This is a genomic window from Aeromonas sp. 97A (assembly GCF_051919185.1).
GTDB classification, from domain to species: domain Bacteria; phylum Pseudomonadota; class Gammaproteobacteria; order Enterobacterales; family Aeromonadaceae; genus Aeromonas; species Aeromonas veronii.
In genome coordinates, this window is record NZ_JBQBFF010000002.1 from 1 (window position 1) to 14,758 (window position 14,758).

The window sequence follows — 14,758 nt, forward strand, 5'->3', positions numbered from 1 at the left end:
ACATCAACCAGCTCACCATGGAAACTGCTGACATTGCCCACCAGCTGACCGATGCCAGTCGCGGCCTGCAGCAGCTCTCCGGCGAGCTGGACAAGCTGGTCGGCCACTTCCGCCTGTAGATAGCATTGACGGCCTGATGACTCCCCCAGAGGGCGCTGCTGTCGCCACTCACGGCAGGCCGCTACGCAGGGCTTTTTGTGCTGCCTCCACCCGCTGCTGAAAATGCCCCATAATCAGGAAAATGAGAGGAGAAGTTATGGGCAAGCTGGTAGTGATGATGTCCTCGCCGAAGCCGTTCAGCGCCGCACAGCGGGTGAACGGTACACGGCGCCGATGAGCGTGGACGATACCCGGATCCGGGTCAGCGACGGGGATCGAGGGGGTTACGGTACCTTCTGTCCACCGGGACAAGCCAAGAAAGGGCGCTGCTAGCGCCCTTTTTTACAGTCATACATCTTCTGGTCCGCCTGCTGCAGCAGCTGTTCCAGCGCAGGCGGCGAGCGTCCGTCATAATGTCCCACGCCGATCGAGCAGGCCAGCTGATAGGGTTTGCCACCCTCCTGATCGAAGACAGTCAGAGCCTCGGCAAAACGGGCCAATACCCTTGTTATCTCAAGAGGCCCTGAACCCAGCAGCAGCACCGCAAATTCATCGCCCCCCAGCCGGGCAAAAATATCCGCCTCCCCAAACCCGGCACATCAGACCGGCCATCTGTTGCAAGGCATCGTCACCCACATCGTGCCCAAGCTGGTCGTTGATCTCCTTGAAACGGTTGAGATCGATGAACAGCAGGGTAGCCTCCCGCTCCTGCCGGTGAACCAGTTGCAGACATTTTTGTGCCAGCAGCATGAAGCCGCGTCGATTGGTAATACCGGTCAGTTCATCGAGCGTAGCCAGCTGGATCGCGGCCAGCTCGCGCTCCACCATGCCGGCCAGATCCGTCAGCAAGCCCTGTTGGCGCGAATCCAGCAGTCGCGGCTTGCGGTCAATGATGCACAGAGTGCCCAGCTTGTAGCCTTCGCCAATCTGTAACGGACAGCCTGCATAGAAGCGGATATGGGGTTCACCGGATACCAGCGGATTATCGGCAAGCGCAGATTCTGCTGTATCCTCCACCACGAACAGACCATCACCGAGAATGGCATGCCCGCAGAAAGAGACGTCGCGCGGTGTCTCCTGCACCGGGCAACCACAGACGTTCTACCACTGCCGGTTTTCATCCACCAGCGACACCAACGAGATGGGCACATCAAACATGCTGCGCGCCATCCTGGTGATCCGATTGAAACGCTCTTCGCCGGAACTGTCGAGAATGGGATATTTGGCGCAATGCGTCGAGGCGCAATCTTTCATTGTCAGGGATAGCCGGTGTTTGCATGGCTGACTCCAGCAAGTGATATGGAAGTCATTAGCATAGCAGTTAGTCCCGAACAAATCTCAGCCATATACAAAAACAAAAAAGCCGCTCGATTGAGCGGCTTTTTTACAGGCAGAAGCGAATTACTTCTTCTTCTTGGCCTTGGCGTTCGGCAGGTCGGTGATGGAGCCTTCGAACACTTCGGCAGCCAGACCCACGGACTCGTGCAGAGTCGGGTGAGCGTGGATGGTCAGCGCGATGTCTTCGGTTGCACCGATCTCGATGGCCAGACCGATTTCACCCAGCAGTTCACCACCGTCGGTACCCACGATGGCACCACCGATGACGCGGCCGCTCTCCTTGTCGAAAGATCAGCTTGGTCATGCCGTCGGAGCAGTCGGACGCGATGGCGCGACCGGAGGCCGCCCACGGGAAGGTGGCCACTTCGAAGTTCAGCCCTGTTGCTTGGCTTCCTTCTCGGTCAGACCCACCCAGGCCATCTCCGGTGTAGGCGATGGACGGGATCACTTTCGGATCGAAGTAGTGCTTCTTGCCGGCGATGACTTCGGCAGCCACGTGGCCTTCATGTACACCCTTGTGGGCCAGCATCGGCTGACCAACGATGTCACCGATGGCGTGGATGTGGGCCACGTTGGTGCGCAGCTGCTTGTCCACCTCGATGAAACCGCGCTCGGTGACGGCAACACCGGCCTTCTCGGCATCCAGCATCTTGCCGTTCGGCACACGACCTACGGCAACCAGCACGTTGTCGTAGCGAACCGGCTCGGCCGGCGTGCTCGCCTTCATAGGAGACGTACAGACCGTCTTCACGGGCTTCAACGGCGGTGACCTTGGTCTCCAGCATGATGTTGAATTTCTTGGCAACGCGCTTGGTGTAGATCTTGACGATGTCTTTGTCGGCAGCCGGAACCAGCTGGTCGGCAAATTCCACCACGTCGATTCTGGAGCCCAGGGAGGAGTACACGGTACCCATCTCCAGACCGATGATGCCGCCACCGATGACCAGCAGCTTGCCCGGAACGGTAGTCAGTTCCAGCGCATCGGTAGAGTCCCATACGCGCGGGTCGTCATGGGGGATGAACGGCAGTTTCACCGGACGGGAACCGGCGGCGATGATGGCGTTGTCGAAGGTGACGGTGGTCTTGCCGTCGGCGCCTTCCACTTCCAGGGTGTTCGGACCGGTGAACTTGCCGAAACCGTTAACAACCTGGACTTTACGCATCTTGGCCATGCCAGCCAGACCGCCGGTCAGCTGGTTGATGACCTTCTCTTTCCACAGACGCACCTTGTCGATGTCGGTCTGCGGGGCACCGAAGACGATGCCGTGCTCGGCCAGCGCCTTGGCTTCTTCAATGACTTTGGCGACGTGCAGCAGTGCCTTGGACGGGATGCAACCCACGTTCAGGCAGACGCCACCCAGGGTGGAGTAACGCTCGACGATAATGGTATCCAGACCCAAGTCAGCCGCACGGAAGGCAGCGGAATAACCGGCAGGGCCAGCACCCAGTACTACGACCTGGGTTTTGATTTCTTTACTCATCATGACCTCTTTGTCGTTCTTATATCCCCGGACAGCACAGTCTTATGCCAAACAAGGCCGCTGCAGCCGTGAAAAAAACGGGGCAAGTTTACAATCCTGTTAACGAAATGAGAAGCAAAAAGGGCGGGCTCTGGGCCCGCCCTCTCACTTACAGGACCAGTCGACGAATGTCGGACAACACACCACTCAGGGTGGTGATGAAGCGGGCACCGTCGGCGCCATCGATGACGCGGTGGTCGTAGCTCAGAGCCAGCGGCAGCATCAGGCGCGGCACGAACTCTTTACCGTTCCACTTCGGCTTCATCTCGGACTTGGAGACGCCCAGGATGGCCACTTCCGGCGCGTTGACGATCGGGGTAAAGCTGGTACCGCCGATGCCACCCAGGCTGGAGATGGTGAAGCAACCGCCCTGCATGTCGGCAGCGGTCAGCTTGCCGGCACGGGCCTTCTTGGAGATCTCGGCCAGATCGCGGGACAGCTCGTGGATGCCCTTCTTGTTGACGTCGCGCACCACCGGAACCACCAGGCCGTTGGGGGTATCCACCGCCACACCGATGTGGATGTACTTCTTCATGATCAGCTTGCTGCCGTCTTCGGACAGGGCGCTGCAGAAGCGCGGATGGGCTTCCAGGGCCTTGGCGGCCGCCTTCAGGATGAACACCAGCGGGGTGATCTTCACGTCCAGCTTCTGCTTCTCGGCCAGGATGTTCTGCTCTTTGCGGAACGCTTCCAGATCCGTGGTATCGGCTTCGTCGAACTGGGTGACGTGGGGGATCATGGCCCAGTTGCGGTGCAGGGCAGGACCGGAGATCTTCTGGATCCGGGTCAGTTCCAGCTCTTCGACAGGGCCGAACTTGCTGAAATCAACCTTCGGCCAGGCCACGACGCTCATGCCGTTGCCAGTGCCGGTGCCGGCAGCCGGAGCGGACTCGGCGCGCTTGACCGCATCCTTCACGTAAGCCTGCACGTCTTCTTTGACGATGCGACCCTTGCGACCGGAGGCTTTCACCTTGGCCAGGTTGACGCCGAACTCGCGCGCCAGACGGCGTACTGCCGGGGAGGCGTGAACGTAGGCGTCGTTGGCCACGAAATCGGAGGCGGCAGCAGCCTGGGCAACCGGCGCAGGAGCGGCGGCAGCCGGCGCGGCAGCAACGGGCGCTGCGGCAGGAGCCGGAGCAGCCACGGCAGCCGGAGCGGCACCCGCCACTTCGAATACCATGATCAGGGAACCGGTGGAGACCTTGTCACCCGCCTTCACCTTGATCTCCTTGACCACGCCGGCGAACGGCGCAGGCACTTCCATGGAGGCCTTGTCGCCTTCCACGGTGATCAGGGACTGGTCGGCTTCAACCTTGTCACCCACGGCGACCATGATTTCGGTCACTTCCACTTCGTCACCACCGATGTCCGGCACGTTGACGTCTTTGGCACCGGCGGCAACCGGAGCAGCGGCAGCCACGGGGGCAGCAGCAGGAGCCGGCGCGGCAACAGCTGCCGGGGCAGCGCCCGCCACTTCGAAGACCATCACCAGGGAGCCGGTGGAAACCTTGGCGCCGGCGGCGACCTTGATCTCGACCACGCGGCCCGCGAACGGTGCCGGCACTTCCATGGAGGCCTTGTCACCTTCCACGGCGATGATGGACTGGTCGGCTTCAACCATGTCGCCCACGGCAACCATGATTTCAGTCACTTCGACTTCGTCACCACCGATGTCCGGCACGTTGACGTCCTGACGAGCGGCAGCGGCAGGGGCGGCGGCCGGTGCGGCAGCAACCGGGGCAGCAGCCTGGGCCGGAGCCGGTGCGGCAGCGCCCTCGGCTTCGAAGACCATGATCTGGGAACCGGTGGCAACCTTGTCGCCCACCTTGATCAGGATCTCTTTGACGATACCGGCGGCGGGGGCCGGGACTTCCATGGAGGCCTTGTCACCTTCCACGGCAATCAGGGACTGGTCCAGTTCGACCTTGTCACCCACGGCCACCATGATCTCGGTGACTTCAACTTCATCGGCACCGATATCCGGCACCATAATCTGTTTGGACATTGCGCTTTATCCTCTTGCGTGCATCCGCGTGGCTGCCTGAGCATCACCACGCGCATCCCGCGTTATCCGTTTAAACCCAGGCAAGGTCGCGCCGGATACCCGGCGCGACACTCAATCCTCTTACGCGTACAGCGGGTTGACCTTGTCGGCATCGATGCCGTACTTGGCGATGGCCTCAGCCACAACCTGCTTGTCTACCTCGCCGCGCTTGGCCAGTTCGGTCAGGGCAGCAACCACTACGTAGAACTCGTTCACTTCGAAGTGACGACGCAGGTTGGCACGGCTGTCGGAGCGGCCGTAACCGTCGGTACCCAGTACACGGTAGTTCTCGGTCGGAACGAAGGCACGCACCTGATCGGCGAAGGACTTCATGTAGTCGGTCGCGGCGATGGTGGCTTCGGAACCCAGTACCTGAGCGATGTAGGGCACACGCGCTTCGGCGGTCGGGTGCAGCATGTTCCAGCGATCCGCGTCCTGACCGTCACGAGCCAGTTCGTTGAAGGAGGTGACGCTGAACACGTCGGAACCCACGCCGTACTCGCTGGCCAGGATTTGAGCGGCAGTGCGCACGTGACCCAGGATGGAGCCACAACCCAGTAGCTGTACCTTGGCCTTGGTGCCGGCCACGGTTTCCAGCTTGTAGATACCCTTGCGGATGCCTTCCTCGGCGCCTTCCGGCATAGCCGGCATGGCATAGTTCTCGTTCAGGGTAGTGATGTAGTAGAACACGTTTTCCGGGTTCTCACCGTACATGCGGCGCAGGCCGTCCTGTACGATCACCGCCACTTCATAGGCGTAGGACGGGTCGTAGGAGATGCAGTTCGGGATGGTGTTGGCCAGGATGTGGCTGTGACCATCTTCGTGCTGCAAGCCCTCTCCGTTAAGAGTGGTACGACCGGAGGTCGCGCCCAGCAGGAAGCCACGGGCTTGCTGGTCACCGGCTGCCCACGCCATGTCGCCGATCCGCTGGAAGCCGAACATGGAGTAGTAGATGTAGAACGGGATCATCGGGCAGTCGTTGGTGCTGTAAGAGGTGGCAGCAGCCAGCCAGGAGGACATGGCGCCCAGCTCGTTGATACCGTCTTGCAGAACCTGACCCTGCTTGTCTTCCTTGTAGTAGGAGACGATGTCGCGGTCTTGCGGGGTGTACTGCTGACCGTGCGGGCTGTAGATACCAATCTGGCGGAACAGGCCTTCCATACCGAAGGTACGGGCTTCGTCAGCCAGGATCGGGACGATGCGCTTGCCGATGGACTTGTCTTTCAGCATCACGTTCAGGGAACGCACGAACGCCATGGTGGTGGAGATTTCGCGCGCCTGTTCACCCAGCAGCGGACCGAAGGCATCCAGTGCCGGAATTTCCAGCTTGGTGGTGCTCTCGCGCAGACGGGTCGGAACATAGCCCTTCAGCGCGGCACGACGGGCGTGCAGGTACTTGTGCTCTTCGGTACCCTCTTCGATCTTCAGGTACGGCAGGTTTTCCAGCTGCTCGTCGGTCACCGGCAGGTTGAAACGATCGCGCAGGTGACGCACGGAGCCCAGATCCATCTTCTTGACCTGGTGAGCGATGTTCTTGCCTTCGGCCGCTTCGCCCATGCCATAGCCCTTGATGGTCTTGGCCAGGATCACGGTCGGCTTGCCCTTGGTCTGTGCGGCTTTGGAGAAGGCGGCAAACAGTTTGCGAGGGTCGTGACCACCGCGGTTCAGGGCGAAGATCTCCTCGTCGGTCATATCTTTGACCAGCGCGGCGGTTTCCGGGTAACGGTTGAAGAAGTGCTCGCGCACGTAGCCGCCATCGCGGGACTTCATGGTCTGGTAGTCACCATCCACGGTCTCGTTCATCAGCTGGATCAGCTTGCCGGAAGTGTCTTTCTTCAGCAGCTCATCCCACTTGCGACCCCAGATAACCTTGGTGACGTCCCAGCCGGCGCCGGCGAACAGGCCTTCCAGCTCGTTGATAACCTTGCCGTTGCCGACAACCGGACCATCCAGACGCTGCAGGTTGCAGTTGACCACGAACACCAGGTTGTCGAGCTTTTCACGCACGGCAACGGTCAGGGCGCCCTTGGCTTCCGGCTCGTCCATCTCGCCGTCACCCAGGAAGGCATAAACGGTCTGCTCGGAGCAATCCTTGATGCCACGGTCGGTCAGGTACTTCAGGAAGCGAGCCTGATAGATGGCGGCGATGGGGCCCAGACCCATGGAAACGGTCGGGAACTGCCAGAAGTCCGGCATCAGTTTCGGGTGCGGGTAGGAAGGGATACCCTTGCCATCCACTTCCTGACGGAAGTTGTCCAGCTGCTCTTCGGTCAGACGACCTTCGGCGAAGGCACGGGCATAGATGCCCGGGGAGATGTGACCCTGGAAGTAGACCAAGTCGCCACCGTCCTTCTCGCTGCGAGCGCGGAAGAAGTGGTTGTAGCAGACTTCGTAGATGGTCGCGGAAGAAGCGAAGGAAGACATGTGACCACCCAGGTCCAGGTCTTTCTTGGAAGCGCGCAGCACGATCATCATGGCGTTCCAGCGGATGATGGCGCGAATGCGGCGCTCCATCTCCAGGTCGCCCGGGTAGTCCGGCTCTTCGCTGGACGGGATGGTGTTGATGTAATCGCGGTTTGCCTTGGCAGCCACGTCCACACCGCTTGCGCGGGCTTTCTCGGCCAACTGTTCAAGGATGAACTGAGCGCGTTGCGGACCCTCTTCACGCAGCAGGGATTCCAGAGAGGCAAGCCACTCCAGCGTTTCTATCGGGTCCACATCGTTCTTCAGGATATCAGACATGGCTGGTTCCTATGTTGTTGTGATTGCACGGCATTGCACGGCGAAGGGCGCAAGCATTCGACAATTAAGAAAGCCTTGTGGATTAGTTTTCCTGCTGACGGATCCGACGCATGGATCGCTGGATCCGGCTGTCTTCCCTCTGCATATCCAACAAGGTGTCCTCGATAAAGGCCAGGTGCTCATGACAAGCAGCCCTGGCCCGCTCCGGAGCCCCCGACAGGATAGCCTCGATCAGATGCGCGCGATGGCGACGGATCTTGGCGACCACTCCCGGACGGCGATTCAAAATTTCGTTATTGCGTAAAATGTTCTGCTCGAGCATGGGGCCCATGGCCCGCAGCAGATGCAGCAGCACCACGTTGTGGGACGCCTCGGCCACCGCCAGATAGAACTGGGTGACGGCAGCGGATTCGCTGACCAGCGACCCTTGCTGGCCGGCTTCCTCGATGGCGGACTGCACCTGACGGATGCGCTCGAAATCGGCGTCGGTGCCCCGCAACGCCGCATAGTAGGCGCAGATGCCTTCCAGTGCGTGGCGAAACTCCAGCAGGTCGTACTGGGCTTCCGGGTGAGTGCTGAGCAGTTCGAACAGGGGGTCGGCAATCCCCTTGCTCAAGGCGTTTTGTACGTAAGTGCCGCCGCCCTGACGACGATACAAGAGTCCTCTTGCCTCGAGGCGCTGGATGGCTTCGCGCAGCGAGGGGCGCGACACCTGAAACTGGATGGCCAGTTCCCGCTCAGGCGGCAACTTCTGGCCCGGCTGCAAACTGCCTTCCAGAATCATCTGTTCCAGCTCGGCGACAATGGCGTCGGCCAGCTTGGGTTGAGTTAATCTTGAGATAGGGCATGAGGCTGCTTTGTTAAATTGGTATTACCAATTTTATGGTTGGGGCGAAAATTAGCAGAGGGCATGGGAAAAGTCCACCCAAAAGATGATCTGAATCAAGAATCAACCTTGCCACTTAAGGGGTAAAGAGAGGGATTTATGATTTAGCTCATAGAAATTGGTCAGACCAATATTTTTGACTCGCTCACCGGCAACATTTGATCAACAGCCAGTAAAAATGGCCTGCCATAAAGGCAAGCCATTGATTCTAAAAACACAAAATTATTTTTAGAATAATTACTTAAAGTTGAGTGCCTGACGGTAGCGCGGCCATTCGAAACTGTCACCCGGATCCGTCTTGCGCCCCGGCGCTATATCGCAATGGCCGACGATGCGATCCGCCGTAATGGCGGGGTAATGGCTGGACAAGGTTCGGCTGAGCCCGACCAATGCCTCGTATTGTGCGTCGGTGTAGGGCTGCTCATCGGTCCCTTCCAGTTCGATCCCGATGGAAAAGTCGTTGCACGCCTCGCGTCCCTGCCAGCTCGAGACCCCCGCATGCCAGGCTCTGGCACCAAACGGCACATATTGCACCAGCTCACCGTCGCGCCGGATCAGGCAGTGTGCCGAGACCCGCAGCTGATGAATACCGGCAAAATAGGGATGAGCGTCGGGATCGAGTCGCCCAAGGAAAAGATCATCGATGAAGGGACCGCCAAACTCGCCAGGCGGCAGGCTGATGCCATGCACCACCAGCAGGGAGATATCCTCCGGGGTGGCCCGCTCGTTGTGGTGCGGTGATGGCACCTTGCGGGCCTGCTCACACCAACCGTCTGAATCAATGGAAAATACTATTTTTGGCTGAGTCATTGTCTACTCGCTCTGCAATGGAATGGCGCATCTGGCAACACTGGACGGGCAACAAGGCGATCCACCTCTCAGGCTCATCGCAGTCGCCTCATGACAACGGGCAACTGTGGTAGGCTGGGCCATCTTCCGCTCGACTCAGGAAAGGATATGCACCCGATGGCACGCCGCTTCTGGTTGCTGGCCTGGCTCTCCCTGATGGGATTGCTGACCCTCTATTTTCATGCCCGCGAACAACCATCAGTCACCGCCAGCGGCGACCTGCTGCTCAAGGCCGATGCCAGCGGCCACTATCGTCTGGAGGGTGCCATCAACGGTCAGCCGGTGCAACTGCTGCTCGATACCGGAGCAACCCGCATTACCGTGCCACAACAGGTCGCCGAGCGGCTTGGCCTGACCGCCCGCGGCAGCAGCCAGGTCAATACGGCAGCCGGCTTTATCCGGGTCGGCAACGGCACCATCGAAACGCTGGCGATGGGACCGCTGACCTTGTACGATCTGGCCATCTTTATCAATCCGGCAGCGGCTGGCGACGAGGTGCTGGTAGGCATGAACGCCCTCGGCCGGCTGGAGCTGGTTCAAAAGGAGCGGCAGTTGCTGCTCAGACCTTTGCAGGAATAAAAGGCATGCTACAACAGGACATCCGCCGCGCCGTGCGCGCCGCACTACTCGAAGACTTGGGCGATGCCCTCACCCCTTTGGATCAACCGGATGCCGGTGCCGACATCACGGCCCAGCTGATCCCGGCGGATCGCCTCGCCAGCGCCAGGGTCATCACCCGCGAGGCTGGCGTATTTTGCGGCCAGCCCTGGGTCGATGAGGTGTTTGTCCAGCTTGGTGGCGAAGTCAGAGTTGAATGGCTGGTACAAGATGGCGAAGTGCTCTCCCCCAATCAAGAACTGTTTCGCCTGCATGGCCCGGCCCGCGTGTTGCTGACCGGTGAGCGCAATGCCCTCAACTTCGTGCAGACCCTCTCCGGGGTAGCCACCCTGACCGCCCGCTACGTAGCCGAGCTGGCAGATACCGACTGTCGGCTGCTCGATACCCGCAAGACCCTGCCAGGGCTGCGCAGCGCCCAGAAGTACGCAGTCACCTGTGGCGGTGGCAAGAACCACAGGATCGGCCTGTTCGACGCTTACCTCATCAAGGAGAATCACATTCTCGCCTGTGGCGGCATCGCTGAAGCAATCAACGAAGCGCGCCGTCTCAACCCGGGTAAACCGGTAGAGGTAGAAGTCGAATCCCTGGTCGAGCTGGAGCAGGCATTGGCTGCAAGCGCCGACATAGTGATGCTGGATAACTTCGACATTCCCATGATGCGCGAGGCGGTTGCCCTCAATCAGGGTCGGGCCAAGCTGGAAGTCTCTGGCAATGTCACGCTGGATACCCTGGCGGACTATGCCGCCACCGGCGTCGATTTTATCTCGGTCGGCGCCCTGACCAAGCATGTCCGCGCCTTGGATCTCTCCATGCGATTCATCTAGCCGCAGAGGCATCATCCCCCCGTCTTGTCGCTAACATATAACAAGCTCGAAGGACTTGCAAAAGGCGCCACGGGCGCCTTTTCTTTAAGGCAGGATCCCTCGGCAAAGGAGTGTGAAGATGGGCCCTCCCGCCTCATGACAAGAGTCGATGGAAGCCATTTAATCTTTGATTTTATCTAAAATTTCACTAAATGACAGAAAGATTGTTAACAAAGTCCCCGGCCTCTGTTGCCAAGTCAAACAGCTCGGATAAGATACTGACGTGTGGATAGTTTTCCACCGGCACTTCCCAGGAACCAAGGACAAAAAGGATATTTGAAATGAAGAAACAATCAGGCTTTACCCTTATCGAATTGATGATCGTGGTCGCGATCGTCGCTATCCTGGCCGCCATCGCGCTGCCGGCTTATCAGACCTACACCAAACGGGCAAAATTCTCCGAAGTAATTGCCGCGGTAGGACCAGCCAAAACAGCTGTTGAGGTGTGCGTTCAGGGTTACACCGGTTCCAGCCTCGCATCAGACTGCGCCGCAGCAGGTAATGCTGCTGTCAGTGGCGCCTTCAACACTGCAATAGTCAATGCCGTTGCCGTTGACACATCTACATTAGCTATAACTGGAACAGGGCAATCTGCTGTTTTCGGTCAGGCAACAACCTATGAGCTTGCTGTATCTGGTGGTACCGTGCCCTCTGCAGGTTCCAATATAATCTGGCAAATATCTGGTTCTTGCAGAACTGATGGTCTTTGCTAACGCATGACCTCTAGCCCCAATAGCGGCCTGGCGCTAAGCCTGGCCGCCTCTTCCCTGCTCAGTGAGTCCGACTCACAACGCTATCTGAGTCAAGCCAAGGCCCAGCGCAAACCTTTTGTGACCTTTCTGATCGAAAATGAAATCCTGGACAGCAAAGCACTGGCTGACTTCTGTGAGCTGGAGTATGGGGTACCTCTGCTGGATCTTGCCGCCTTCGACCTGGCCGAGATCCCGCAGAAATACCTCAATCAAAAGCTGATTGAAAAACATCACGTCCTGCCCATCTACACCCAGGGACACACCCTCTATATCGCCATGTCAGACCCGACCAATGTGTCTGCACTGGAGGATTTTGGCTTCAGCTTCGGGTTGCATACCGAGGCGCTGCTGGTCGAAGAAAACAAGCTCACCACGGCCATCGGCAAGCTGATGGAGAGCGATCAGGATGCCCTCGGCATGGAGGACATCGACGAGTCCGAGATTTCCGAGCTGGAAGTGTCAGATGAGGGATCGCGACTCGACGAAAGTGTCAACACGGCCGACGACGACGCGCCCATCGTCAAATACATCAACAAAATCATGATGGATGCCATCAAGCGCGGAGCCTCCGACCTTCACTTCGAACCCTATGAGACCAAATATCGCATCCGCTTTCGGATAGACGGGATCCTGCATGAAATAGCGACTCCGCCAGTCAATCTGGCCAACCGCTTCTCGGCTCGCCTCAAGGTGATGGCACAGCTGACATCGCCGAGCGGCGACTACCCCAAGATGGCCGCATCAACTCAAGCTGTCGCGCAACAAGTCGATGGATATGCGGGTCAATACCCTGCCCACCATGTGGGGCGAAAAGATCGTTATCCGTCTGCTCGACTCCTCCGCCGCACGCCTCAATATCGAGCAGCTCGGTTTGACGATCGCCAGAAGGCGCAATATCTGCGAGCCCTCTCGAAGCCGCAAGGCATGATCCTGGTGACCGGCCCTACCGGTTCGGGCAAGACGGTTTCACTCTATACCGGTCTCAATATTCTCAATACCACCGAGGTCAATATCTCCACCGCCGAAGATCCGGTGGAGATCAACCTGCCCGGCGTCAATCAGGTGCAAGTCAATCCCAAGGCAGGACTGACCTTCGCCAGTGCCCTGCGTTCTTTCCTGCGACAAGACCCCGATGTGGTCATGGTGGGTGAAATCCGGGATCTGGAGACCGCCGAAATCGCCATCAAGGCCGCCCAGACCGGCCACTTGGTGCTATCAACCCTGCACACCAACTCGGCGGCGGAGACGCTGACCCGGATGATGAACATGGGGGTACCCGCCTTCAATATCGCCTCCTCGGTCACCCTGATCATGGCTCAGCGGCTGGCGCGTAAACTGTGCGATCACTGCAAAGCCCCCGAAGTGGTGCCAGAGGCTGAGCTGCTTGAGCTGGGTTTTACCCAGCAGCAGCTGGCCGCAGGTTTGCGGTTGTTCAAACCGGTTGGCTGCAAAGAGTGCTCAGGTGGGTACAAGGGCCGGGTCGGCATCTACGAAATCATGCTAATGTCTGAAAACATCGCAAAATTGATCATGCAAGGGGCCAACTCTCTGCAGATTGCCGCCATCGCCCAGAAGGAAGGCATGCGTACCTTGCGTACCTCCGGCCTTGAGAAGGCCCGCTTGGGGGTGACCAGTCTGGCAGAGATAAACCGGGTAACAACCAACTGACAGAGTCTATCGCTGAGCCGGTTCATCCAGGTGCCGCCGGCCCGATGACCTTCCATCAGGCCGAGGCTGCTTCTCCTCATGACGAGCAACCCGAGCCCCATTGCAGGACGCAGTGATGGCCACGCTAACCCAGAAACAGAATGCCCCCAAGAAAGTCTTCGCCTTTCGCTGGAGCGGGGTGAACCGCAAGGGCCAGAAGGTCTCTGGCGAATTGCAGGCCGACAGCATCAACACGGTCAAGGCAGAGCTGCGCAAACAGGGTGTCAACGTCACCAAGGTGAGCAAGAAGAGCCAGGGGCTCTTCTCCAAGGGCGGCGCCAAGATCAAGCCGATGGACATCGCCGTCGTTTCCCGCCAGATCACGACCATGCTGTCAGCCGGTGTACCTCTGGTCCAGAGCTTGCAAATCATCGCTCGCAGCCACGAGAAGGCGGCCATGCGCGAGCTCATGGGGCAGATTGCCGCCGATGTGGAGACCGGCACGCCTATGTCCGAGGCACTGCGCCGCCATCCCCGTCACTTTGACGATCTCTACTGCGATCTGGTGGAGGCTGGCGAGCAGTCCGGCGCCCTCGAGACCATCTACGATCGCATCGCTACCTATCGCGAGAAATCGGAAGCACTCAAGTCCAAGATCAAGAAAGCCATGTTCTACCCCACCATGGTCATCCTGGTGGCCATTGTTGTTACCTCCATCCTGCTGCTGTTTGTCATTCCCCAGTTCGAGGACATCTTCAAGAGCTTTGGTGCCGAGCTGCCCATCTTTACCCAGTTCGTCATCGGCATCTCCCGCTTCATGCAGCATTGGTGGTATGTGATCTTTGGCGGCATAGCGCTTTCCATCTTTCTCTACGTGCGCGCCTGGCGCGCCTCCCAGAAGGTCAAGGACAACACCGACAAGTTCATACTGACCATCCCGGTGGTTGGCATGATATTGCACAAGGCCGCCATGGCCCGTTTCGCCCGAACCCTCTCCACGACCTTCTCCGCCGGTATTCCACTGGTGGATGCCTTGGTCTCTGCGGCAGGTGCCTCCGGCAACTATGTCTATCGCACTGCCGTCATGGCCATTCGCAACGAGGTGGTGGCCGGCATGCAGATCAACGTGGCCATGCGCACCGTCGATCTGTTCCCGGACATGGTGATCCAGATGGTGATGATCGGCGAGGAGTCTGGCGCCATCGATGATATGCTCTCCAAGGTCGCCACCATCTTCGAGCAGGAGGTGGACGATCTGGTCGACGGCCTCACCAGCCTGCTGGAGCCTCTCATCATGGTGGTGCTGGGGGTTCTGGTCGGCGGCATGGTGGTCGCCATGTATCTGCCCATCTTCAAACTGGGGTCGGTGATCCACTGATCCCCGACCAATCCGAGACTCA

Annotated in this window: 12 protein-coding genes and 2 pseudogenes; 6 read left to right on the forward strand and 8 right to left on the reverse strand. The window is 59.1% G+C overall.

Annotated elements, in window-relative coordinates; genetic code table 11:
- Positions 1 to 119 (forward strand): annotated as a pseudogene (locus tag ACTG27_RS21935) (MCP four helix bundle domain-containing protein); the annotation flags it as partial.
- A 309-nt stretch (positions 120 to 428) separates the two neighbouring features.
- Here the strand turns inward: ACTG27_RS21935 and ACTG27_RS21940 are convergent.
- From ACTG27_RS21940 to ampD, 8 genes and pseudogenes are all read right to left on the reverse strand, one after another.
- Positions 429 to 1,378 (reverse strand): annotated as a pseudogene (locus tag ACTG27_RS21940) (diguanylate cyclase domain-containing protein).
- Between the two features lie 122 nt (positions 1,379 to 1,500).
- Positions 1,501 to 1,686 (reverse strand): hypothetical protein, encoded by a 186-nt coding sequence (locus tag ACTG27_RS21945; protein ID WP_439980563.1) that lies wholly within the window; start codon positions 1,684 to 1,686, stop codon positions 1,501 to 1,503.
- The gene (locus ACTG27_RS21950; protein WP_439980618.1) at positions 1,667 to 2,086 is read right to left on the reverse strand and encodes an FAD-dependent oxidoreductase; all 420 of its coding nucleotides are present in this window, start codon (positions 2,084 to 2,086) and stop codon (positions 1,667 to 1,669) included. The genes ACTG27_RS21945 and ACTG27_RS21950 overlap by 20 nt, the downstream gene beginning before the upstream one ends.
- The gene (locus ACTG27_RS21955) at positions 1,983 to 2,921 is read right to left on the reverse strand and encodes a dihydrolipoyl dehydrogenase family protein (protein ID WP_439980564.1); all 939 of its coding nucleotides are present in this window, start codon (positions 2,919 to 2,921) and stop codon (positions 1,983 to 1,985) included. Before ACTG27_RS21955 ends, ACTG27_RS21950 begins: the two co-directional genes overlap by 104 nt.
- A gap of 145 nt (positions 2,922 to 3,066) precedes the next feature.
- A complete protein-coding gene (gene aceF, locus ACTG27_RS21960) occupies positions 3,067 to 4,962 on the reverse strand; it encodes a pyruvate dehydrogenase complex dihydrolipoyllysine-residue acetyltransferase (protein WP_052814469.1) in 1,896 nt (631 codons plus the stop codon).
- A 120-nt stretch (positions 4,963 to 5,082) separates the two neighbouring features.
- On the reverse strand, positions 5,083 to 7,743 hold the full coding sequence (gene aceE, locus ACTG27_RS21965) for a pyruvate dehydrogenase (acetyl-transferring), homodimeric type (protein WP_439980566.1): 2,661 nt from the start codon (positions 7,741 to 7,743) through the stop codon (positions 5,083 to 5,085).
- 82 nt (positions 7,744 to 7,825) lie between these two features.
- Positions 7,826 to 8,584, reverse strand: a complete 759-nt coding sequence (gene pdhR, locus ACTG27_RS21970; RefSeq protein WP_439980620.1) for a pyruvate dehydrogenase complex transcriptional repressor PdhR — start codon at positions 8,582 to 8,584, stop codon at positions 7,826 to 7,828.
- 282 nt (positions 8,585 to 8,866) lie between these two features.
- Positions 8,867 to 9,439, reverse strand: coding sequence for a 1,6-anhydro-N-acetylmuramyl-L-alanine amidase AmpD (gene ampD, locus ACTG27_RS21975; protein WP_439980568.1), 573 nt, complete (start codon positions 9,437 to 9,439; stop codon positions 8,867 to 8,869).
- A gap of 147 nt (positions 9,440 to 9,586) precedes the next feature.
- On the opposite strand from ampD, the gene ACTG27_RS21980 reads away from it, so the two are divergent.
- From ACTG27_RS21980 to ACTG27_RS22000, 5 genes are all read left to right on the forward strand, one after another.
- Positions 9,587 to 10,057, forward strand: coding sequence for a retropepsin-like aspartic protease family protein (locus tag ACTG27_RS21980; RefSeq protein WP_024944772.1), 471 nt, complete (start codon positions 9,587 to 9,589; stop codon positions 10,055 to 10,057).
- 5 nt (positions 10,058 to 10,062) lie between these two features.
- Positions 10,063 to 10,920: a carboxylating nicotinate-nucleotide diphosphorylase gene (gene nadC, locus ACTG27_RS21985; protein ID WP_439980570.1), complete on the forward strand. Its 858-nt coding sequence runs from the start codon at positions 10,063 to 10,065 to the stop codon at positions 10,918 to 10,920.
- Positions 10,921 to 11,240: 320 nt separating this feature from the next.
- Entirely contained in the window at positions 11,241 to 11,672 is a 432-nt protein-coding gene (locus ACTG27_RS21990) for a pilin (RefSeq protein ID WP_041213550.1), read from the forward strand.
- 3 nt (positions 11,673 to 11,675) lie between these two features.
- Entirely contained in the window at positions 11,676 to 13,379 is a 1,704-nt protein-coding gene (tapB, locus tag ACTG27_RS21995; protein WP_439980572.1) for a PilB family type IVa pilus assembly ATPase TapB, read from the forward strand.
- Positions 13,380 to 13,494: 115 nt separating this feature from the next.
- Positions 13,495 to 14,736 (forward strand): type II secretion system F family protein, encoded by a 1,242-nt coding sequence (locus ACTG27_RS22000; RefSeq protein ID WP_439977108.1) that lies wholly within the window; start codon positions 13,495 to 13,497, stop codon positions 14,734 to 14,736.
- The last annotated feature ends 22 nt before the right edge of the window (positions 14,737 to 14,758 follow it).